The 18,918-nt window shown below is 68.1% G+C and carries 15 protein-coding genes, 3 tRNA genes and 1 pseudogene; 7 read left to right on the top strand and 12 right to left on the bottom strand.

Going from position 1 to position 18,918, the window contains the following annotated elements; genetic code table 11:
* Nucleotides 1–40: 40 nt before the first annotated feature.
* The 3 genes from AC1ECW_RS06255 to AC1ECW_RS06245 are packed head-to-tail and all read left to right on the top strand — an operon-like array spanning nt 41 to nt 2,983.
* Nucleotides 41–601: a GbsR/MarR family transcriptional regulator gene (locus AC1ECW_RS06255; protein WP_409708304.1), complete on the top strand. Its 561-nt coding sequence runs from the start codon at nt 41–43 to the stop codon at nt 599–601.
* Between the two features lie 28 nt (nt 602–629).
* Nucleotides 630–1,991, top strand: coding sequence for a cytochrome ubiquinol oxidase subunit I (locus AC1ECW_RS06250; RefSeq protein WP_409708301.1), 1,362 nt, complete (start codon nt 630–632; stop codon nt 1,989–1,991).
* Nucleotides 1,988–2,983, top strand: a complete 996-nt coding sequence (locus AC1ECW_RS06245) for a cytochrome d ubiquinol oxidase subunit II (protein WP_481201455.1) — start codon at nt 1,988–1,990, stop codon at nt 2,981–2,983. The genes AC1ECW_RS06250 and AC1ECW_RS06245 overlap by 4 nt, the downstream gene beginning before the upstream one ends.
* 7 nt (nt 2,984–2,990) lie before the next feature.
* Here AC1ECW_RS06245 and AC1ECW_RS06240 read toward each other — a convergent pair whose 3' ends face one another.
* Nucleotides 2,991–3,599: an NMCC_0638 family (lipo)protein gene (locus AC1ECW_RS06240; RefSeq protein ID WP_481201454.1), complete on the bottom strand. Its 609-nt coding sequence runs from the start codon at nt 3,597–3,599 to the stop codon at nt 2,991–2,993.
* Nucleotides 3,600–3,612: 13 nt separating this feature from the next.
* Nucleotides 3,613–6,240 carry an alanine--tRNA ligase gene (gene alaS / locus AC1ECW_RS06235; protein WP_481201453.1) on the bottom strand — a complete coding sequence of 876 codons (2,628 nt, stop codon included), beginning with the start codon at nt 6,238–6,240 and terminating at the stop codon, nt 3,613–3,615.
* A 218-nt stretch (nt 6,241–6,458) separates the two neighbouring features.
* Here alaS and AC1ECW_RS06230 point away from each other — a divergent pair, with 218 nt between their 5' ends.
* Entirely contained in the window at nt 6,459–7,937 is a 1,479-nt protein-coding gene (locus tag AC1ECW_RS06230) for an NAD-dependent succinate-semialdehyde dehydrogenase (protein ID WP_481201452.1), read from the top strand.
* Nucleotides 7,938–7,982: 45 nt separating this feature from the next.
* Here AC1ECW_RS06230 and AC1ECW_RS06225 read toward each other — a convergent pair.
* From AC1ECW_RS06225 to AC1ECW_RS06200, 6 genes are all read right to left on the bottom strand, one after another.
* Nucleotides 7,983–8,056 (bottom strand) — tRNA-Gly (locus AC1ECW_RS06225).
* A 74-nt stretch (nt 8,057–8,130) separates the two neighbouring features.
* A tRNA-His gene (locus tag AC1ECW_RS06220) sits at nt 8,131–8,206 on the bottom strand.
* Nucleotides 8,207–8,268: 62 nt separating this feature from the next.
* Nucleotides 8,269–10,143, bottom strand: coding sequence for a SurA N-terminal domain-containing protein (locus tag AC1ECW_RS06215; RefSeq protein WP_481201451.1), 1,875 nt, complete (start codon nt 10,141–10,143; stop codon nt 8,269–8,271).
* Nucleotides 10,144–10,326: 183 nt separating this feature from the next.
* Nucleotides 10,327–10,402, bottom strand: a tRNA-Val gene (locus AC1ECW_RS06210).
* A gap of 15 nt (nt 10,403–10,417) precedes the next feature.
* Nucleotides 10,418–10,690, bottom strand: coding sequence for an HU family DNA-binding protein (locus AC1ECW_RS06205; protein ID WP_104301907.1), 273 nt, complete (start codon nt 10,688–10,690; stop codon nt 10,418–10,420).
* Nucleotides 10,691–10,929: 239 nt separating this feature from the next.
* Nucleotides 10,930–12,042, bottom strand: a complete 1,113-nt coding sequence (locus AC1ECW_RS06200; RefSeq protein WP_481201450.1) for a tartrate dehydrogenase — start codon at nt 12,040–12,042, stop codon at nt 10,930–10,932.
* A 134-nt stretch (nt 12,043–12,176) separates the two neighbouring features.
* On the opposite strand from AC1ECW_RS06200, the pseudogene AC1ECW_RS06195 reads away from it, so the two are divergent.
* Nucleotides 12,177–13,004, top strand: a pseudogene (locus AC1ECW_RS06195) (LysR family transcriptional regulator); the annotation flags it as partial.
* A gap of 56 nt (nt 13,005–13,060) precedes the next feature.
* On the opposite strand, the gene AC1ECW_RS06190 reads toward AC1ECW_RS06195, so the two are convergent.
* From AC1ECW_RS06190 to uvrC, 4 genes are read right to left on the bottom strand one after another with little or no spacing between them, the layout of a single operon-like run.
* Nucleotides 13,061–13,972 carry a DMT family transporter gene (locus AC1ECW_RS06190; RefSeq protein WP_481201449.1) on the bottom strand — a complete coding sequence of 304 codons (912 nt, stop codon included), beginning with the start codon at nt 13,970–13,972 and terminating at the stop codon, nt 13,061–13,063.
* Nucleotides 13,969–14,538: a CDP-diacylglycerol--glycerol-3-phosphate 3-phosphatidyltransferase gene (pgsA, locus tag AC1ECW_RS06185; RefSeq protein ID WP_481201448.1), complete on the bottom strand. Its 570-nt coding sequence runs from the start codon at nt 14,536–14,538 to the stop codon at nt 13,969–13,971. Before pgsA ends, AC1ECW_RS06190 begins: the two co-directional genes overlap by 4 nt.
* 15 nt (nt 14,539–14,553) lie before the next feature.
* The gene (locus AC1ECW_RS06180) at nt 14,554–15,048 is read right to left on the bottom strand and encodes a hypothetical protein (RefSeq protein WP_481201447.1); all 495 of its coding nucleotides are present in this window, start codon (nt 15,046–15,048) and stop codon (nt 14,554–14,556) included.
* 34 nt (nt 15,049–15,082) lie between these two features.
* On the bottom strand, nt 15,083–17,026 hold the full coding sequence (uvrC, locus tag AC1ECW_RS06175) for an excinuclease ABC subunit UvrC (RefSeq protein ID WP_409705653.1): 1,944 nt from the start codon (nt 17,024–17,026) through the stop codon (nt 15,083–15,085).
* Nucleotides 17,027–17,060: 34 nt separating this feature from the next.
* Between uvrC and earP the strand changes: the two genes are divergently transcribed.
* Together earP and efp are read left to right on the top strand one after the other, a co-directional pair.
* Nucleotides 17,061–18,164 carry an elongation factor P maturation arginine rhamnosyltransferase EarP gene (gene earP / locus AC1ECW_RS06170; RefSeq protein WP_481201446.1) on the top strand — a complete coding sequence of 368 codons (1,104 nt, stop codon included), beginning with the start codon at nt 17,061–17,063 and terminating at the stop codon, nt 18,162–18,164.
* Between the two features lie 154 nt (nt 18,165–18,318).
* Nucleotides 18,319–18,873, top strand: a complete 555-nt coding sequence (efp, locus tag AC1ECW_RS06165) for an elongation factor P (protein ID WP_409658912.1) — start codon at nt 18,319–18,321, stop codon at nt 18,871–18,873.
* The last annotated feature ends 45 nt before the right edge of the window (nt 18,874–18,918 follow it).

Here is an 18,918-nt window from a genome sequence, read left to right as displayed (position 1 = left end):
CGATACTTGAGCCATCTCAAGCCTCCCCCGAGTCGCCCCCATGAACAGCATGACCCCCCTGGTGCGCAGCTTCGTCGCCCACTTCGGGGAGATGGGCAGCCGCTGGGGCATCAACCGCACCGTGGGGCAGATCTATGCGCTGATCTTCGTCTCGCCCCGCCCGCTCCATGCCGACGAGATCGCCGAGCGGCTGGAGTTCTCGCGCTCCAACGTCAGCATGGGCCTGAAGGAACTGCAGGCTTGGCGGTTGGTGAAGCTCAGGCACCTCAGCGGCGACCGCCGCGAGTACTTCGAGGCGCCCTCCGACGCCTGGGAGATCTTCCGCACCCTGGCCGAAGAACGCCGCCGCCGCGAGATCGAGCCCACGCTGTCGATGCTGCGCAATGCCTTGCTGGAGGAACCCACGCATGAAGAGGACCGCTTCGCCCAGGAGCGCATGAAGGGCATGCACGACCTGATCGAGCTGCTGACCACCTGGTTCGACGACGTGCAGCGCATGGATGCCCAGACGCTGGCCCAGTTGATGAAGATGGGCTCGCGTGTGGGCAAGCTGCTCGAGTACACCGGCAAGCTGCGCCCGCAAGGCGCCCTGCCCCGCTGATCCCCCCAAGCCCACCGCGCCCCACGCCATGGATGCCCTCCTCCTCGCCCGGCTGCAGTTCGCGGCCAACATCACCTTCCACATCCTCTTTCCCACGATCACGATCGCGCTGTGCTGGGTCCTGCTTTTCTTCCGCTGGCGCTGGCTGCGCACGCAGGATGCGGCCTGGCTCGGCGCTTACCGTTTCTGGACCAAGGTCTTCGCGCTGAGCTTTGCGCTCGGGGTGGTCTCGGGCATCACGATGAGCTTCCAGTTCGGCACCAACTGGCCGGGCTTCATGGAGCGGGTGGGCAACATCGCCGGCCCGCTGCTGGGCTATGAGGTGCTCACCGCCTTCTTCCTCGAAGCCACCTTCCTGGGCGTGATGCTCTTCGGCCACGGCAAGGTGAGCGAACGGGTGCACCTGCTGGCCACCTTCCTCGTGGCCCTGGGCACGACGATGAGCGCCTTCTGGATCCTCAGCCTCAACTCCTGGATGCAGACACCTGCCGGCTACGAGATCATCGATGGCGAGTTCCACGTGAGGAGCTGGGCCGAGGTGGTCTTCAACCCCTCCTTCCCCTACCGGCTGAGCCACATGCTGCTGGCCTCGGGGCTGACAGTGGCCTTCCTGCTGGCCGGCCTGAGCGCCTGGCAGGTGCTCAAGGGCAAGGCCAACGCCTCCACGCCCAAGGTGATGCGCACCGGGCTCACGCTGGGCGCGGTGCTCATCCCGCTGCAAATCTTCGTGGGGGATCTGCACGGCCTGAACACGTTGCAGCACCAGCCGCAGAAGATCGCGGCGATGGAAGGCGTGTGGGAGACCGAGCGCGGCGCGCCGCTGTTGCTGTTCGCCTGGCCCGACGAGGCCACGCGCAGCAACCGCTTCGAGCTGGGCATCCCCAAAGGCGCGAGCCTCATCCTCACGCACGAGCTCGACGGCGAGATCCGTGGCCTGAACGAATTCATCGGCTCGCATCCGCCGGTGGCGCCGGTCTTCTTCGGCTTTCGCATCATGGTGGGCACGGGCATGTTGATGCTCTTGATGAGCTGGCTGGGCTGGTGGATGCTGCGCCGGCGCGGCTGGGTGCCGCAACGGCTGCCGCGCGGCCTGCTGTGGGGCCTGACCGCGATGAGCTTCTCCGGCTGGGTGGCCACGGTGGCCGGTTGGTACGTCACCGAGATCGGCCGCCAGCCCTACATCGTGCAGGGCCTGCTGCGTACCTCCGAGGTGGTGTCGAGCACGCCCGCGCCGATGATCGCACTGACCCTGGCCGCCTACGTGACCGTCTACCTGGCGCTCATCGTCGCCTACGTGGGCGTGCTGGCTCACATGGCCGGCAAGCCCATCGACGCCCCGGTGCGCTATGCCAGCACCCGCCCAACCCAGGCTGCAAAGGCCCACTCATGAGCTTCGACGACACCCTGCCTCTGATCTTCATGGCCGTGATGGGCCTGGCCATGCTCGCCTATGTCGTGCTCGACGGCTTCGACCTGGGCGTGGGCATGCTGATGCACCGCGCCACCCCCGAGCAGAAAGACGTGATGGTCTCGTCCATCGGCCCCTTCTGGGACGCCAACGAGACCTGGCTCGTGCTGGGCGTGGGCATCCTGCTCATCGCCTTCCCCAAGGCCCATGGCATCGTGCTCACGGCCCTGTACCTGCCCGTGGCGGTGATGCTGATCGGCCTGATCCTGCGCGGCGTGGCCTTCGACTTCCGCGTGAAGGCCCAGGACGAACACAAGCCGTTGTGGAACCGCGCCTTCTTCGCCGGCTCGATGATGGCCTCGCTGGCCCAGGGCTGGATGCTGGGGCGCTACATCACCGGCTTTGCCGAAGGTTGGCAGTTCACCGCCTTTGCCGCGGCCATCGCGGTCGCGCTGGCCACGGCCTATGTGCTGCTGGGCGCCACCTGGTTGATCATGAAGACCGAAGGCGAGCTGCAGGCCCGTGCGGCCGGTTGGGCCCGGCTGGCCTGGCTGCCGGTGGTGCTGGGCATGGCGCTGATCTCGCTGGCCACCCCCTGGGTGAGCGAGACGGTGCGCGGCCGCTGGTTCACGATGCCCGGGTTCATCGCGCTGCTGCCCATCCCGCTGGTGACCGCCGCCGCGCTCATCACGCTGCGCGTGCTGCTGAACTCCCCGCGGGTCCTGGGCCGCCTGTGCTGGGTGCCCTTCACGCTGGTGGTGGCGGTGTTCGTGCTGGGCTTCTTCGGCCTGGCCTACAGCCTCTACCCCTATGTGGTGATGGACCGGCTCACGATCTGGGAAGCTGCCAGCGCGCCCGCGTCGCTGAAGGTGATCCTGTTCGGCACGGCGTTGACCGTGCCGGCCATCGTCGGCTACACCGTCTTCGCCTACCGGGTGTTCTGGGGCAAGGCGCGGGAGCTGACCTACGCCTGAGCCAAGCTCAGCGTCTTGGCAGCCCGTCGGGGTCGGACGCCGGCCCGGCGGGCGGCACCCGCGAGAGCTGAAGCACCTGGGCGGCAGGGGTATCGGTCAGCGTCGTGACCGAGCCCAGGCCCAGGTCCATCGAGCCGCCCACGCGGCGGTAGCGGGCCTGCCACTGGCGGCGCCAGGCCCCGGCGCGCTCGATGTGGCGCTCGAACTGCACCTGCACACGGGCCCCGCCGCTGCTGAGTTGGCCGATGGCCTGCTGCAGGGCCAGAAAGACCGCCGGCCCGATGCTGCGCTCGGCCCACACGGTGCAGGACCCATCGGTGGTAGTGGCGAGCATCACGGCCCCGTCGGGGCTGCGCAGCACGGCGCCCGCGCGGCCGGCCAGCAAGGCCCCCACTTCGGGAAAGATCGGATCCAGCGGGTCGAAGCCCCGGGTGAGCGCCCAGTCCATCACCGGCACCGGCTCGCCCTCGTGGGCCACGCAACCCTCGACGAACCAGCGCACCACCTCGGCCGGGGCAGCCTCCCGCGACGGGGTGGACACCTGGGCCCCGACGCTGCAGACGCCGGCCACGGACAGCACCGCGGCCAGGGCTGCACGGCGCCGGCAAACCGTCACGGCCCTGCCGTCCTCAGACCCGCTCGGCCACCCAGGCCTGCACCGAGGCCAGGGCCTGGGGCAGCCGGCTGGCGTCCGTGCCGCCGGCCATCGCCAGGTCAGGCTTGCCGCCGCCCTTGCCGCCCACCTGCTGGGCCACGAAGTTCACCAGCTCGCCGGCCTTGAGTTTGGCTGTGTTGTCGCTCGTCACGCCGGCAGCAAGCTGGACCTTGCCGCCGTCGACGGCTGCCAGCACGATGGCCGCCGTCTTGAGCTTGTCCTTGAGCTTGTCCATGGTCTCGCGCAGGGTCCGGGCATCGGCACCGTCCAGGGTGGCGGCCAGCACGCGAATGCCCTTGACGTCGACCGCCCGTGACAGCAGTTCATCGCCCTGGGCCGAAGCCAGCTTGCCCTTGAGCGAGGCCAGTTCCTTCTCGAGCGAACGCACCTGCTCGAGCACCTGGGCCACGCGCTGGGGCACCTCGGTCGGCGTGGCCTTGAGCGTGCCGGCCAGTTGGGTCACGGTGGACTCCAGCCCCTGCAGGTAAGCCAGTGCATTCTCGCCGGTCACCGCCTCGATGCGTCGCACGCCGGCGGCCACGCCCCCTTCGGCCACGATCTTGAACAGGCCGATGTCGCCGGTGCGGGCCACATGGGTGCCCCCGCACAGCTCGCGACTCGTCCCGATGTCCAGCACGCGCACCTGGTCGCCGTACTTCTCGCCGAAAAGCATCACCGCCCCGAGTTTCTGGGCCTCCTCGATGGGCATGACGCGCGCCCGCGTATCGGCATTGGCCAGAATCTCGGCGTTGACCAAGGCCTCGATGCGCCGGATCTGCTCGGGCGTCAGCGGCGCATGGTGGGCGAAATCGAAGCGCGTGCGTTCGGCATTGACCAGCGAGCCCTTTTGCTGCACATGCTCGCCCAGCACCTCGCGCAAGGCCTTGTGCATCAGGTGGGTCGCGCTGTGGTTACGCATCGTGCGGGCGCGGCGCTCGCCGTCCACCCGGGCATCGATCAGGTCCCCCACCCGGATCTCGCCTTCCACCACCCGGCCGTGGTGACCGAAGACATCAGCCTGGATCTTCTGGGTGTCTTCGACGAGGAAGCGCGAGGTCTTGTTGCGCAGCTCGCCGGTGTCGCCCACCTGGCCGCCGGATTCGGCATAGAACGGCGTGTGGTCCAGCACGATCACCGCGTCGTCGCCGGCGCGGGCGCTGGCCACCGAAGTGCCGTCGACATAGACGGCCGTGACCCGGGCTCCCTCGTGCACCAGGCGCTCGTAGCCGTGGAAGGTGGTCGGCGCACCGCGGTAGTCCAGTCCGGCGGCCATCTTGAACTTGCCCGCCGCACGGGCCTGCTCGCGCTGGCGTGCCATGGCCGCCTCGAAGCCGGCCACATCCACCGTCACGCCCCGCTCGCGGCATACGTCGGCGGTGAGGTCCAGCGGGAAGCCGTAGGTGTCGTGCAACTTGAAAGCGAGTTCGCCATCGATCTGCTTTACGCCGCCGGCCAGCGCGCCTTCGAGGATCTCCATGCCATGCGCAATCGTCTGGAAGAAGCGCTCCTCCTCCTGCTTGAGCACCTCGGTGATGCGCGCCTCGTGCTGGCGCAGCTCGGGGTAAGCCTCGCCCATCTGGTTCACCAGCTCGCGCACGATGCGATGGAAGAACGGCGCACGCGCACCGAGCTTGTAGCCATGCCGGATGGCACGGCGGGCGATGCGGCGCAGCACGTAGCCGCGGCCTTCGTTGCCGGGGATCACTTCGTCGGCCACCGTGAACGCGCAGGCGCGGATGTGGTCGGCGATCACCTTGAGCGACGCAGACTCCTTGTCGCAGTCCCCGGCGCCGGCGGCGTCCACGGCCTGCTTGGCCGCCGCCAGCAGCGCCACGAAGAGGTCGATCTCGTAGTTCGAGTGCACGCCCTGCAGCACCGCGGCGATGCGCTCCAGCCCCATGCCGGTGTCCACGCTGGGCTTGGGCAGCGGGTGCATCTGGCCGTCCTCGGTGCGGTTGAACTGCATGAAGACGTTGTTCCAGATCTCGATGTAGCGGTCGCCGTCCTCGTCGGGGCTGCCCGGCGGGCCGCCGGGGATGCCTTCGCCGTGGTCGTAGAAAATTTCGGTGCACGGGCCGCAGGGGCCCGTGTCGCCCATCATCCAGAAGTTATCGGAGGCGTAGCGCGCGCCCTTGTTGTCGCCGATGCGCACGATGCGCTCGGCCGGCACGCCCACTTCCTTGTGCCAGATGTCGTAGGCCTCGTCGTCTTCGGCATACACCGTGACCCACAGCTTCGAGGCCGGCAGCTTGAAGTGCTCGGTCAGCAGCTCCCAGGCGTACTTGATCGCATCGCGCTTGAAGTAGTCGCCGAAGCTGAAGTTACCCAGCATCTCGAAGAAGGTGTGGTGGCGCGCGGTGTAGCCCACGTTCTCGAGGTCGTTGTGCTTGCCGCCGGCGCGGATGCATTTCTGCGCCGTGGCCGCCCGCGTGTAGGGCCGCTTGTCGAAGCCGAGGAACACGTCCTTGAACTGGTTCATCCCGGCGTTGGTGAAGAGCAGCGTCGGGTCGTCACCGGGCACCACGGGACTGGAAGCCACGATGGTGTGTCCCTTGGACTCGAAAAACTTCAGGAAGGTCTGGCGGATCTCGGCGGCTTTCATCCGGGGCTTTCTGGGCAAGGCAAGACGGCTCGCCAAGCGCATGGGCGGCGGCGCAGCCCGTAAATGCTTGATTTGGCGAAGTTTTCGATTATAGAAAGCCCGCTGTGCCCTTGTGCCGAGACGCCCCACCAGCCAGCGGTGGTCGCCCAGGTGTCAGCAGGGCCCGCAGCACCGGCCTATGATGGCCGCAACACCCATTCGTCCGAGGACATTCGCCCATGGATCCCACCACCTCCCCCCTGGCCGCCCTGAAGGACCCTGCCCTGTTCAAGACCGAGGCCCTGATCGACGGCCAGTGGGTGGCCGGCAGCGGGCGCTTTGCGGTCAGCGACCCCGCCACCGGCCGGCGTCTGGCCGAGGTGGCCAACCTGGGGGCCTCCGAGACCGAGGCGGCCATCGCCGCCGCCCATGCCGCCTGGCCGGCCTGGCGGGCCCAGACGGCCAAGCAGCGCGCGGCCGTGCTGATGAAGTGGTTCCAGCTTCTGAACGAACACGCCGACGACCTGGCCCGCCTGATGACCGCCGAGCAGGGCAAGCCCCTGGCCGAGGCCCGTGGCGAGGTGCTCTATGCCGCAAGCTTCGTGGAATGGTTCGCCGAGGAGGCCCGGCGCGTGTACGGCGAGACCATCCCCACCACCGATCCCACCAAGCGCTACCTGGTGATCAAGCAGCCCATCGGCGTGTGTGCAGCCATCACGCCCTGGAACTTCCCCATCGCGATGATCACCCGCAAGGTGGCCCCGGCCCTAGCCGCGGGGTGCCCGGTGGTGATCAAGCCGGCCGAGCAGACGCCGCTGTCGGCCCTGGCCGCTGCCGAACTGGCCCAGCGCGCGGGCATGCCGCCGGGGGTGCTGAACGTCGTCACCGGCGACAGCGCCCGCTCCATCGAGATCGGCAAGGTGCTGTGCGGCAGCGACGTGGTGCGCCACCTCTCCTTCACCGGCTCCACCGAGGTCGGACGCATCCTGATGCAGCAATGTGCACCCACCATCAAGAAGCTGTCATTGGAGCTGGGCGGCAACGCACCCTTCATCGTCTTCGACGATGCGGATGTGGACAGCGCCGTGGAAGGCGCGATGGCCAGCAAGTACCGCAACGCGGGCCAGACCTGCGTGTGTGCCAACCGGCTGTACGTGCAGGACGGAATCTACGAGGCCTTCACCGCGAAGCTGGCCGAGAAGGTGCGCAGCCTCAAGGTGGGCAACGGCTTCGAGGCCGGCGTGCAACTGGGCCCGCTGATCGACGAGCCCGCCCTGGCCAAGGTGGAAGCCCACGTGGCCGACGCCACCGCCAAGGGCGCCCGCGTGCTGACCGGCGGCCGGCGCGTGGGCGAACGCTTCTTCGCCCCCACCGTGCTGGCCGACGTGACGTCCGAGATGCTGTGCTCGCGAGAGGAGACCTTCGGCCCGGTGGCCCCGGTGTTGCGCTTCCGATCCGAGGACGAAGTGATCGCGCTGGCCAATGCCACGGAATTCGGGCTTGCGAGCTATTTCTACAGCCGAGACATCGGCCGCATCTTCCGCGTGGCCGAGGCGCTGGAGTACGGCATGGTGGGCATCAATACGGGGCTGATCTCGGTGGCCGAGGTGCCCTTCGGCGGCGTCAAGCAGTCGGGCTTGGGCCGCGAGGGCTCGCACCACGGCATGGACGACTACCTGGAGGTGAAGTACCTGTGCCTGGGCGATCTGCACAAGTAAGGTGTCGCCAAACGAAAGGGCCGCTCACGCGGCCCTGGATCATTGTGGAGCGGGTGAAGGGAATCGAACCCTCGTATCAAGCTTGGGAAGCTGGCGTTCTACCATTGAACTACACCCGCATCGGATGCGCATTATACGGAGCACATCGCACCAAGGACAAAGGCCTCCGATCACTCGAAGGCCTTTGAATGTGTGGGGTGGCTGATGGGACTCGAACCCACGACGACCAGAATCACAATCTGGGACTCTACCAACTGAGCTACAGCCACCGCAGAGCCTGAAATTATATCCATGAAACGGCCGCCCCGTCCAGCCGGGGCGGCCGTGGTGCTCAGCGCGTGACGGTCTGGGTCTTGACCTTGAAGCGTTCCTTGAGCGAAGCGTAGTAGGCCTGGGCTTCGGCAGCGCCCCAGGCTTCGGTGTACTGCGCCTTGAGCTGCTCGCCTGCAGGCGAAGGATCGCGGCCCAGCACCTTGTTGATGCGCACGACCGCGTAGCCCTCGCTGCCCAGATCCACGCCCACCCAGGCCGGCAGGGGGTCGGCGGGGGCGGCCAGCGCGGCACGCAGCGCCTGCGGCGGCAGCCCGCCAGCCTCCAACCGTGACACCGCCTTGGGAGCCTCCAGGCTGGCCGACTCGGGAGCGGTCTTCCAGGCCTCCAGCTTGGCCTGGCCTTCCTGGCGCGCCAGCTCGGCGGCCTTGCGGGCCACGACACGCCCACGCACACGGTCGCGCACCTCCTCCAGCGGCAAGGTGCGTGCCGGCGAGTGCTCGACGATGCGGGCCGAGACGAGCCGGCCCGGCGCCACTTCGATGGCCTGGGTGTTGCGCTTGCCCGCGATGCTGTCGGCACTGAACAGGGCTTCGAGCAGGCGGGCATTGGCCAGCGGACCTTCGGCGCCGCTGGCGGGCTGGCGCTCGACACGCTCGGCCTTGCGCACCTGCAGCCCCAGTGCGTCGGCCGCAGGCTGGAGGCTGTCGGGCTGTTCGTAGACCAGGTTGCTGAACTGCTCGGCCACCTCGGCGAAGCGGGTCTGCGCGAGCTGGCTGCGCACGGCGTCCTCGATCTCGGCACGCACGGCCTCGAACGGCTTGCGCTCTCCGCCACGCACCTCGGTCAGGCGGATGATGTGGATGCCGAAGTCCGTCTCGACCAGATCGCTGATCTGGCCGGGCTTGAGCGCGTAGACGGCGTCCTCGAAGGGCTTGACCATGGCGCCGCGGCCGAAGAAGCCGAGGTCGCCCCCCTGCGCGGCCGAACCCGGGTCCTGGGAATGCTGGCGCGCCAGCTCGGCGAAAGCTTCGGGCCGGGCCTTGAGCTGGTCGAGCAGTTGCTGGGCCTTGGCGCGGGCCTGCTCGCGCTGGCCGGCCTCGGCCTGGATGAGGATGTGACTGGCGCGACGCTCTTCGGGCGTGGCGTAGCGCGAGGCGTTTTGCTCGTAGTACTTGCGCAGGTCATCGGTCGAGATGTTCAGCCCTTTCTTGACCGATTCGATGTCGAGCACAAGGTATTCGACCGAGGCCTGCTCACGCGACTGGAACTGCGAGGCATGGGCCGGGTCGTTGTAGTAAGCAGTCAGCTCCTCGTCGGTGGGCTCGACGCGCCCGGTGAAGTCCTTGGCGGCAAAGAGCTTCCACTGCACCTCGCGCGACTGCAAGAAGGCATCGAGGGCCTGGTCACGCACGGTGCGTCCGGCCACGGCGCTGCCGGCCACAGGGCCCATCACCTGGCGCAGCGAGAGGTCGCGGCGCAGGCTCTCGGCGAACTGCTCAGAACTCATGCCCTGGGCACTCAGGATGTCCTGGTTCACCGTGCCGTCGGGCCGGCGCAGGAACTCGAACTGAGGATCGGTCCGGAAGATGCGGCGCACCCGCTCGTCACCCGTGACCAGATGCTGCTTGTCGGCGGCCAGGGCCAGCACACGCTCGCGCACCAGCGAGTCCAGGGTGCTCTGCTTCATCGCAGGGGTGTCGAGCATCGCGATGTCCACGCCGGGCATCTGCTGACGCACACGCTCAATCGAGCGGCGATGCGCTTCATCGAGCTCGGCCTGTGTGATCTCCAGGTTGCCCACATGGGCCACGACCTGGCGACCCTCGCGGAATTGCGTGTAGCCGTCCAGCCCGAAGAAGACGAAGGACGGGATGATCAGCAGCAACAACACCAGAAACAGGATGCGCGAGTTGTTGCGGATGGCGTCGAACATCGGACAGACCTCTTGAGTGGGCGGCAGGCCGGCCGCCAAAGGATGAACCGCCTTCAAAGACAACAAAGGCGAACCGCGGTTCGCCTTGGAGTCCTGTCGGTGGGTCCGGGGCCGCGCATCAGGATGTCACGGCACGCAAGCCACGCATTTTAGCGCAGCCCCGCAGTGGCAACGCAGGGCCCGTGGTGGGTGCTGAGGGGTTCGAACCCCCGACCTACGCCTTGTAAGGGCGCCGCTCTACCCGCTGAGCTAAGCACCCGGGCCGACGCGCCGGTCAGTTCAGCGCGTCCTTCAGGGCTTTGCCCGGACGGAACTTCGGCACCTTGGCCGCCTTGATCTTGATGGTGGCACCGGTGCGCGGGTTGCGGCCACTGCGCGCGGCGCGCTTGCCCACGGCAAAGGTGCCAAAGCCCACCAGCGAGACGGTGCCGCCCTTTTTCAGGGTGGTCCGCACGCCGCCGATCATGGCCTCCAGGGCGCGGCTGGCAGCGGCCTTGGAGATGTCGGCTTGCTTGGCGATGTGCTCGATGAGTTCAGTCTTGTTCACGAAAACCCCCTCTCAAGGTGTCTCACACAAAAGATATGGATCCCGGCGCCGCGATTGCGCATGACGCTGTGATGGTGGATTGGGCGGCTGGCGAAGCTGCGCGACCATTACAGCCACGGCCCTCGACAGTGTCAAGGGCGGATGCGGATTCTATGCGCTTTGCCGTTGTTTCATGAGTGAAAGATCCGCGTGAAATCTCGTCTTGACAGGGGGTTGTGCGCCCTTCGCCCGCGGTGCGGTCAGCCCCCGCTGAGGGCCTGTGCCACCGCGCGGCCGAGGTCCTGGGTGCGGGCCGTCCCCCCGAGGTCAGGGGTGCGCGGTGCGCCGCTGGAAGGCTCGAGCACCTGCTCGATGGCCGCCAGGATCGCATCGTGCGCCGGCCGATGGCCGAGGAAATCGAGCATCATCGCGGCCGACCAGATCTGCCCGATGGGATTGGCGATGTGACGCCCGGCAATGTCCGGGGCCGAACCGTGCACCGGCTCGAACAGCGAGGGAAAGCGCCGTTCCGGATTGAGGTTGGCCGAAGGCGCAATGCCGATCGTGCCGGTGCAGGCGGGCCCCAGGTCGCTCAGGATGTCGCCAAAGAGGTTGCTGGCCACCACCACGTCGAAATGCTCGGGCCGCTGCACGAAATGGGCCGTCAGGATGTCGATGTGGAACTTGTCCACGCTCACCCCGGGATACAGCCTGCTCATGGCCTCGACCCGTTCGTCCCAGTACGGCATCGTGATGGCGATGCCGTTGGACTTGGTGGCCGAGGTCAGCCTGCGGCGCGGGCGCGACTGCGCCAGCTCGAAGGCGAACTTGAGCACGCGGTCCACGCCGATGCGGCTCATCACGGTTTCCTGGATGACGATCTCGCGCTCGGTGCCTTCGTACATGCGCCCGCCCACCGAGGAGTATTCGCCTTCGGTGTTCTCGCGCACGATCATCATGTCGATCTCGCCGGTAGCGCGCGGCTGGCCGTCGCGGCGCACCAGCGGAGAGCGGATGCCGGGCATCAGCCGGGCCGGGCGCAGGTTGATGTACTGGTCGAACTCCCGGCGGAACTTCAGCAGCGAGCCCCACAGCGAGACGTGGTCGGGGATCTTCTGGGGCCAGCCCACCGCACCGAAGAAGATCGCGTCGTGCCCGCCGATGCGGTCCTTCCAGTCGTCGGGCAGCATCTTGCCGTGGCGCTCGTAGTAGTCCCAGCTCGCAAAGTCGAACTCGTCCACCTCCAGCGCGATGCCGAACCGGCGTGCGGCGGCGTCGAGCACGCGCAGGCCCTCGGGCATCACTTCCTTGCCGATGCCGTCACCGGCGATCGCTGCGATGCGCAGCTTGCCCGGGGTGTTCGAAACGCTCATGCCATCCACCTTCAGTCCGACAGCCCACCGGGACGGCGGGTCGATGAGGAGGATTCTGGGTCTGACCTCGGTCTTCGACAAGCAATGATCTGGCAAGATATTCCTTCCATCATGGAAGGAATGGAGCCCCCCCGATGATCGAACGCCGGGATCTGCAACTGGTGCTGGCCGTGGCCGACCAGGGCAGCCTGGCTGCCGCGGCGCGTGCGCTGGACATGGAACCGCCCGCCGTGACCAAGCGGCTGGCGGCGCTGGAGTCGCGCCTGGGCCTGCGGCTGTTCCACCGCACCACCCGCCGCCTGGCCCTCACCGACGAAGGTGAAGTGTTCTGTGCCCGGGCGCGCGAGCTGCAGGCCGGTCTGGCCGAGCTGGAATCGGAGCTGCAAGAGCGTGTGGGCGAACCGCGCGGACTCATCCGCCTGGTCAGCACCCTGGGCTTCGGACGGCGCTGGGTGGCCCCTGCGCTGGCCGATTTCCAGGCGCAGTATCCCGCGGTGGATGTCCAGCTTCATCTGATGGAGCAATGGCCGGACCTGGCCACCGGCAGCTTCGATGCGGCCGTGTGGCTGTGGCGTCCGCCCGAGGCCGGCGTGGTGCTGCGCCGGCTGGCCGGCAACCGGCGCATCGTCGTGGGCTCACCCGACTACCTGCGCCGGCACGGCACACCGCGGCAGCCGGCCGATCTGGCCCAGCACCATTGTCTCGTGGTGCGTGAGCACGACAGCCGCTATGCCACCTGGCGCCTGACGGCGCTGGACCGGCGCCGGCGCCCCATCGAGGTGGCCGTTCGCGTGAGCGGGCCGCTGTCGAGCAATTCAGGCGAGGTGGTGCGCGACTGGGCGCTGGCCGGCCGCGGCCTGATGCTGCGCTCGCTGTGGGACGTGCACGAGGCCCTGGCCGACGGCCGGCTCGTGCAGGTGCTGCCTGACTACGCCATGCTCGACGCCGACGTGCACTGGGTGGCCCGGCCGCGCTCGCCCGGCGCCCCGCTGCCCTGGCGGCTGCGCCTGCTGCAGGATCACCTGGCCCGCTGGCTCGCCGATCCGCCGTGGCTGCGCACGACCAGCCACACCCCCCAGGCCACGACGGCCATGCCGGCCAGCGCCAGCACGGTGAGCGTCTCGCCGAAGAGCCACCAGGCCATCAAGGCGGTGCACGGCGGCACGAGGTAGAGCAGGCTCGTGAAGGACGTGGCCGCACCGCGCTGGATCAGCAGGTACATCAGCGAGTTGCCGCCCAGGGTGAGCACCAGCACCGACCAGGCCATCGCGCCAATGAAGTGCGGATGCAGCACGATCGGCTCAGCTTCCAGCCAGGCCAAGGGCGCCGACACGGCCAGCGCAGCCATCAGTTGCACGGCATTGCCGGTGCGCGGGTCGCCGCCCAGCACGTGGCGCTTCTGGTAGAGCGTGCCCGCGGTGATGGCCAGCAGCGCCCCCAAGGCCAGCGCCAGGCTCACCGGGCCGACCTCGCCCTGGCCGAGCTTGTCCCACACTACCATCACGAGCCCCACAAACCCGAGGACCAGGCCGGCCCACTGACGCGGGCTCACACGGCCTTCGCCGAGCCGGTCGACCGCGCTCACCCACACGGCGGTGAGCACGGGCTGCAATCCCACGATCAGCGCCACCAGGCCCGCCCCCATGCCGGCCTTGACGGCCGCCCACACGCCACCAAGATAGCCGGCGTGCAGCAGCACGCCCACCACGGCCAGGTGGCCCCATTGCGCACGGGTGGAGGGCCAACGCGCGCCCGCCCAGCGGGCCCAGATCACCAGACCCAGCACCGAGAAGGCAAATCGCCAAGCCAGGAAACTCATCGGCGGCGCATGCGGCATACCAAAGCGCGCCACCACGAAGCCCGTGCTCCAGATGAGCACGAACATCCAGGGCATGGCCCGCAGCCACGCGCCCTCGCCGGGGCGGGTCATCGGGACTTCGCGCGGATTTCGGGCAGCGCCTTCTGCAGGTAGTAGACCATGGACCAGATGGTCAGGATCGCGGCCACGTAGATCAGGCCCGTGCCCCACAGCCGGGTGTCGATCACGCGCAGGATCACACCGTCATAGAGCAGGAAGGGGATGGCCACCATCTGGGTGCCTGTCTTGAGCTTGCCCAGCATGTGCACGGCCACGCTGCGCGAGGCCCCGATGCTGGCCATCCACTCGCGCAGCGCCGAGATGGCGATCTCGCGGCCAACGATGACCAGCGCGATCAGCGCCCCCACCCGGTCCAGTTCGACCAGCACCAGCAAGGAAGCGCACACCAGGAACTTGTCGGCCACCGGGTCGAGGAAGGCCCCGAAGGCCGAGGTCTGGTTGAGTCGGCGCGCCAGCCAGCCGTCGGCCCAGTCGGTGAACGCAAAGATGATGAACAGCACCGCGGCGGCCAGGTTGCGCGTGGCCACGTCCAGCGAGGGCAGGTAGAACACCCCCACGATGAGCGGAATGGCCACGATGCGGGCCCAGGTCAACAGGGTGGGGAGATTGAAGAACATGGGTGCGATTGTGGCTCAGTCCAGCGTGCGGGGTTTGAAGCGCCGATCGTCGCGGAACAGAAAGGTCTCGGTCAGCCGCCAGGGGCGTGGCAGATGCGCCACGCTGCCGAACGGCGCCGCACGGCGCACGGCATCGATGGCCATCTGGGTGGTGTCGCGCGCCTGCCCGGGATAGCGCAGCACCTCGATGCGTCGCACACTGCCGTCGGCGTGCAGGTCGATGGCCAGCACAGGGATGGCCAATAGCACATCGGGTGGCCGGTCGAGGTAGACGCCTTGTGCATTGGCCGACACGATGCGCCGCGCGGCACGCAGCCGGTATTCGTCCCAGTTGCGCGCGCGGGTCTCCACCGGCACCGGTGCGGCCGGGTCCACCGGACGAGCCTCGGGCACCGCCGGCGCCGCAGGGGGCGCCGGCACCCTCGGCGACGGGGAGCACCCCAGCAGCGCGGCACAGGCGGCCAGCGCTGCGGTCCACGGGTGCGGTCGGCGGTGTGGGCTAGGCCTCATGCAGTTTCTCCTGGCGACGGGTGTCACGGCGGCTTCAATGCAGCGCCTTGTAGATCTCTTCGGCCAGTTCGCGCGAGATGCCGTCCACCGTGGCCAGATCGTCCACACTGGCCTGGGCCACGCCGCGCAGGCCGCCGAAGCGTTGCAGCAGTCTAGCCCGCTTCTTGGGCCCCACGCCGGGGATGTCCTCGAGCTTGGATCCGCCCGTGCGCACCGAGGCACGCCGTGCGCGCATGCCGGTGATGGCGAAGCGGTGGGCCTCGTCCCGAATCTGAGCCACCAGCATCAGCGCCGCCGAATCCCGTCCCAGAGCGATCTTCTCGCGCCCATCGGCAAAGACGAGTTCCTCCAGGCCCACCTTGCGGCCCTCCCCTTTCTCGACCCCCACGATCAGCCCGAGGTCCAGGCCCAGTTCCTCGAAGACCTCGCGCGCCATCGCCACCTGGCCCCGCCCGCCGTCGACCAGCACGAGGTCGGGCAGCCGCGCCTCGCCCTTGCCCGCCGCTTCGGCCAGCTTGGCATAGCGGCGCGTGAGCACCTGGCGCATCGCGGCATAGTCGTCGCCGGGGGTGATGCCCTCGATGTTGTAGCGCCGGTACTGGGCGTTCTGCATCTTGTGGTTCTCGAACACCACGCAGGCCGCCTGGGTGGCCTCGCCGGCGGTGTGACTGATGTCGAAACATTCGATGCGGAAGCGGTCCAGATCCTCGGGGCTGAGGTCCAGTGCCTCCACCAGCGCCCGGGTGCGCGCCTGCTGCGAACCCTCCTCGGCCAGCAGCCGCGCCAGCGCCAGCTCGGCGCCCTTGACGGCCATCTCCAGCCACGCGCGGCGCTGCTCGCGCGGCTGGTGCACGGCGTTGATCCTCATGCCGGCCTGCACCGACAGCGCCTCCAGCAGCGCCTTGTCCACCGGGTGGCTTACCACGAGAAGGGGCGGTACGCCTCCGTCCAGGTAGTGCTGGGCGATGAAGGCCTCCAGCACCTGGGCCTCCACCGACGGGCGTTCGCCAACCTCCTGCACCTCGTCCTCGTCCACCGCCACGCCCGTCGCCTCGTCGACGTGGGTGGGGAAATAGGCCCGGTCGCCCAGATGGCGGCCGCCGCGCACCATCGCCAGGTTCACGCAGGCGCGCCCGCCCTGCACCTTCACGGCCAGGATGTCGGCATCGCGGTCGCTGCCGGTGTCCACGGCCTGCTGATGCAGCACGCGCGACAAGGCCCCGAGCTGGTTGCGGATCTCGGCCGCCTGCTCGAACTCCAGCTTCTGCGCATGCGCCATCATCTGGGCCTGCAAGGTGTCCATCACCTCCTGCTGCTCGCCCAGCAGGAAGCGCTCGGCATGGGCCACGTCGCGGGCGTAGTCCTGCGGGCTGATCAGGCCGACGCAGGGGCCCGAGCAGCGCTTGATCTGATAGAGCAGGCAGGGCCGGGTGCGGTGGTTGAATACCGTGTCCTCGCAGGTGCGCAGGCGGAAGACCTTCTGCAGCCACTGGATCGACTCCTTCACCGCCCAGGCGCTCGGATAGGGCCCGAAATAGCGGTGCTTCTTGTCCACCGCCCCGCGGTAGTACGCCAGGCGCGGAAAAGCGTGTGAGGCGATCTTCAGGTAGGGGTAGCTCTTGTCGTCGCGGAACAGGATGTTGAACCGCGGGTGCAGCGTCTTGATGAGGTTGTTCTCGAGCAGCAGGGCCTCGGCCTCGCTGCGCACCACGGTCGTCTCCAGGCGCGCGATGCGCGAGACCATGTGGCCGATGCGCGTGCCGCCATGGTTCTTCTGGAAGTAGCTGGACACCCGCTTCTTCAAGTTGCGCGCCTTGCCCACGTAGAGCACGGTGCCCTGGGCGTCGAAATAGCGGTAGACCCCGGGCAGCCCCGGCAGGGCGGCCACTTCAGCCAGCAGGCGCTGGCGCTGCGCATCCGACGGTTCGGGAGCAGGTGGCGTCTTCGGGCTCTGATCGGCGCTCACATCGGAACTCATGGCCGCGATTGTGCCGCCGGCCACAATGCGGGGTATGCGCTGGGATCTTTTTTGCCGGGTCATCGACAACTATGGCGACATCGGAGTGTGCTGGCGGCTGGCAGCCGACTTGGCCGGCCGCGGGCAGGTCGTGCGGTTGTGGGTCGACGACCCCACCGCCCTGGGCTGGATGGCCCCGCAGGGCTGTCAGGGCGTCGAGGTGCGCCCGTGGCGCGAGCACTGGGACCCGGTGGAGCCCGCCGAGGTGGTGGTCGAGGCCTTCGGATGCGATCCGCCCGACCCGTACATCGAGTGCATGGCCAAGCGCAGCCCCCCGCCGGTGTGGATCAACCTCGAGTACCTCAGCGCCGAGGACTATGTCGAGCGTTGTCATGGCCTGCCTTCGCCGCGCTGGCACTCGCCCGGCGTGGGGCTGGTCAAGCGGTTCTTCTACCCGGGATTCACCCCCCGCACCGGCGGCTTGCTGCGCGAGCCGGGATTGCTGGCGCGCCGGGCGGCCTTCGACGGCCTGGCCTGGCTGGCCCGGCAGGGGCTGACCCCGCGTGCGCACGAACGGGTGGTCTCGCTGTTCTGTTACGACAACCCTCGCCTGAGCGTCTGGCTCGAAGGCCTGGCCGAGCACCCGACGCTGCTGCTGGTCACGCCTGGACAGGCCGCCCGTCAAGTCGCCGCCCTGCTGGGACGCCGCCCGCGCGAGGGCGACACCGAGGGGGTGGGAGCGCTGCGTCTGCACTGGCTGCCCCCCTTGACCCAGACAGAGTTCGACCACCTGCTGTGGGCCTGCGACCTGAACGTCGTGCGCGGCGAGGATTCCTTCGTGCGGGCCCAGTGGGCGGCCAGGCCCTTCCTCTGGCACATCTACCCTCAGGGCGACGGGGCGCATGCCACCAAGCTAGAGGCCTTCCTCGACCGCTACCTGGAAGGTGTGGCGCCCGACACCGCCCAAGCCCTGAGGGCGTTGTGGCGAGCCTGGAATGGGCTGTCGGGCGACCTGCGCTCGCTGCGTCCGTCGGCCTGGCCCGAGCCAACCGCCTGGCGCGCCCATGCCGGGCGCTGGTGTGAGGCCCTGGCCGGGCAGGTGGACTTGTGCACCCAGTTGCTGGATCTGGCACAAACTCTGAGGGCGCGCTCAGGGTAGAATGGGGGGCTTTGCGGTATCCGGGTGCCACGCCTTGCGCGTGATCGATCGGCCAAGAACGAGGCAAGAGGCGCCAGCCCCTTCGAACCCGGCCGTGTTGGCACCCCGAAGATTCCCACCCGAGACCAGGACCGACCCCCAAGAGGGATTCACCATGAAGATTGCACAGGAAATCCGCGCCGGCAACGTGATCATGCAGGGCAAGGACCCGATGGTCGTGCTCAAGACCGAATACAGCCGCGGTGGCCGCAACGCCGCCACCGTGCGCATGAAGCTCAAGAACCTGCTGAACAACTCCGGCACCGAAGTCGTCTTCAAGGCCGACGACAAGATGGACCAGATCATCCTCGACAAGAAGGAGTGCACCTACTCCTACTTCGCGGACCCGATGTATGTGTTCATGGACACCGAGTACAACCAGTACGAGGTGGAGGCCGAGAACATGGGCGATGCCATCCATTACCTGGAAGACGGCATGGAGGTCGAGGTGGTGTTCTACGAAGGCAAGGCCATTTCGGTGGAACTGCCCACCACCGTGGTGCGCGAAGTCACCTGGACCGAGCCGGCCGTCAAGGGCGACACCTCCGGCAAGGTGCTCAAGCCGGCCAAGATCGCCACGGGTTTCGAGATCCAGGTGCCCATCTTCGTGAACCAGGGCGACAAGATCGAAATCGACACCCGCACGCACGAATACCGCAAGCGGGTCTGAGCATCGCGTGACCGCATGAAGAGCCGGCCCGGGGCCGGCTTTTTT

It is taken from the genome of Caldimonas hydrothermalis (assembly GCF_056746695.1).
The sequence above is the reverse complement of the archived record's forward strand: the minus strand, read 5'-3'. Positions and strand labels throughout refer to the sequence as shown.

What these genes read in the sequence shown, in the direction of transcription:
- AC1ECW_RS06255 (WP_409708304.1), top strand. Translation starts at nt 41, where the DNA reads ATGAACAGCATGACCCCCCTGGTGCGCAGCTTCGTCGCCCACTTCGGG.
- AC1ECW_RS06250 (WP_409708301.1), top strand. Translation starts at nt 630, where the DNA reads ATGGATGCCCTCCTCCTCGCCCGGCTGCAGTTCGCGGCCAACATCACC.
- AC1ECW_RS06245 (WP_481201455.1), top strand. Translation starts at nt 1,988, where the DNA reads ATGAGCTTCGACGACACCCTGCCTCTGATCTTCATGGCCGTGATGGGC.
- alaS (WP_481201453.1), bottom strand. Translation starts at nt 6,240, where the DNA reads ATGAAAGCCGCCGAGATCCGCCAGACCTTCCTGAAGTTTTTCGAGTCC.
- AC1ECW_RS06230 (WP_481201452.1), top strand. Translation starts at nt 6,459, where the DNA reads ATGGATCCCACCACCTCCCCCCTGGCCGCCCTGAAGGACCCTGCCCTG.
- AC1ECW_RS06215 (WP_481201451.1), bottom strand. Translation starts at nt 10,143, where the DNA reads ATGTTCGACGCCATCCGCAACAACTCGCGCATCCTGTTTCTGGTGTTG.
- AC1ECW_RS06200 (WP_481201450.1), bottom strand. Translation starts at nt 12,042, where the DNA reads ATGAGCGTTTCGAACACCCCGGGCAAGCTGCGCATCGCAGCGATCGCC.
- AC1ECW_RS06190 (WP_481201449.1), bottom strand. Translation starts at nt 13,972, where the DNA reads ATGACCCGCCCCGGCGAGGGCGCGTGGCTGCGGGCCATGCCCTGGATG.
- pgsA (WP_481201448.1), bottom strand. Translation starts at nt 14,538, where the DNA reads ATGTTCTTCAATCTCCCCACCCTGTTGACCTGGGCCCGCATCGTGGCC.
- AC1ECW_RS06180 (WP_481201447.1), bottom strand. Translation starts at nt 15,048, where the DNA reads ATGAGGCCTAGCCCACACCGCCGACCGCACCCGTGGACCGCAGCGCTG.
- uvrC (WP_409705653.1), bottom strand. Translation starts at nt 17,026, where the DNA reads ATGAGTTCCGATGTGAGCGCCGATCAGAGCCCGAAGACGCCACCTGCT.
- earP (WP_481201446.1), top strand. Translation starts at nt 17,061, where the DNA reads ATGCGCTGGGATCTTTTTTGCCGGGTCATCGACAACTATGGCGACATC.
- efp (WP_409658912.1), top strand. Translation starts at nt 18,319, where the DNA reads ATGAAGATTGCACAGGAAATCCGCGCCGGCAACGTGATCATGCAGGGC.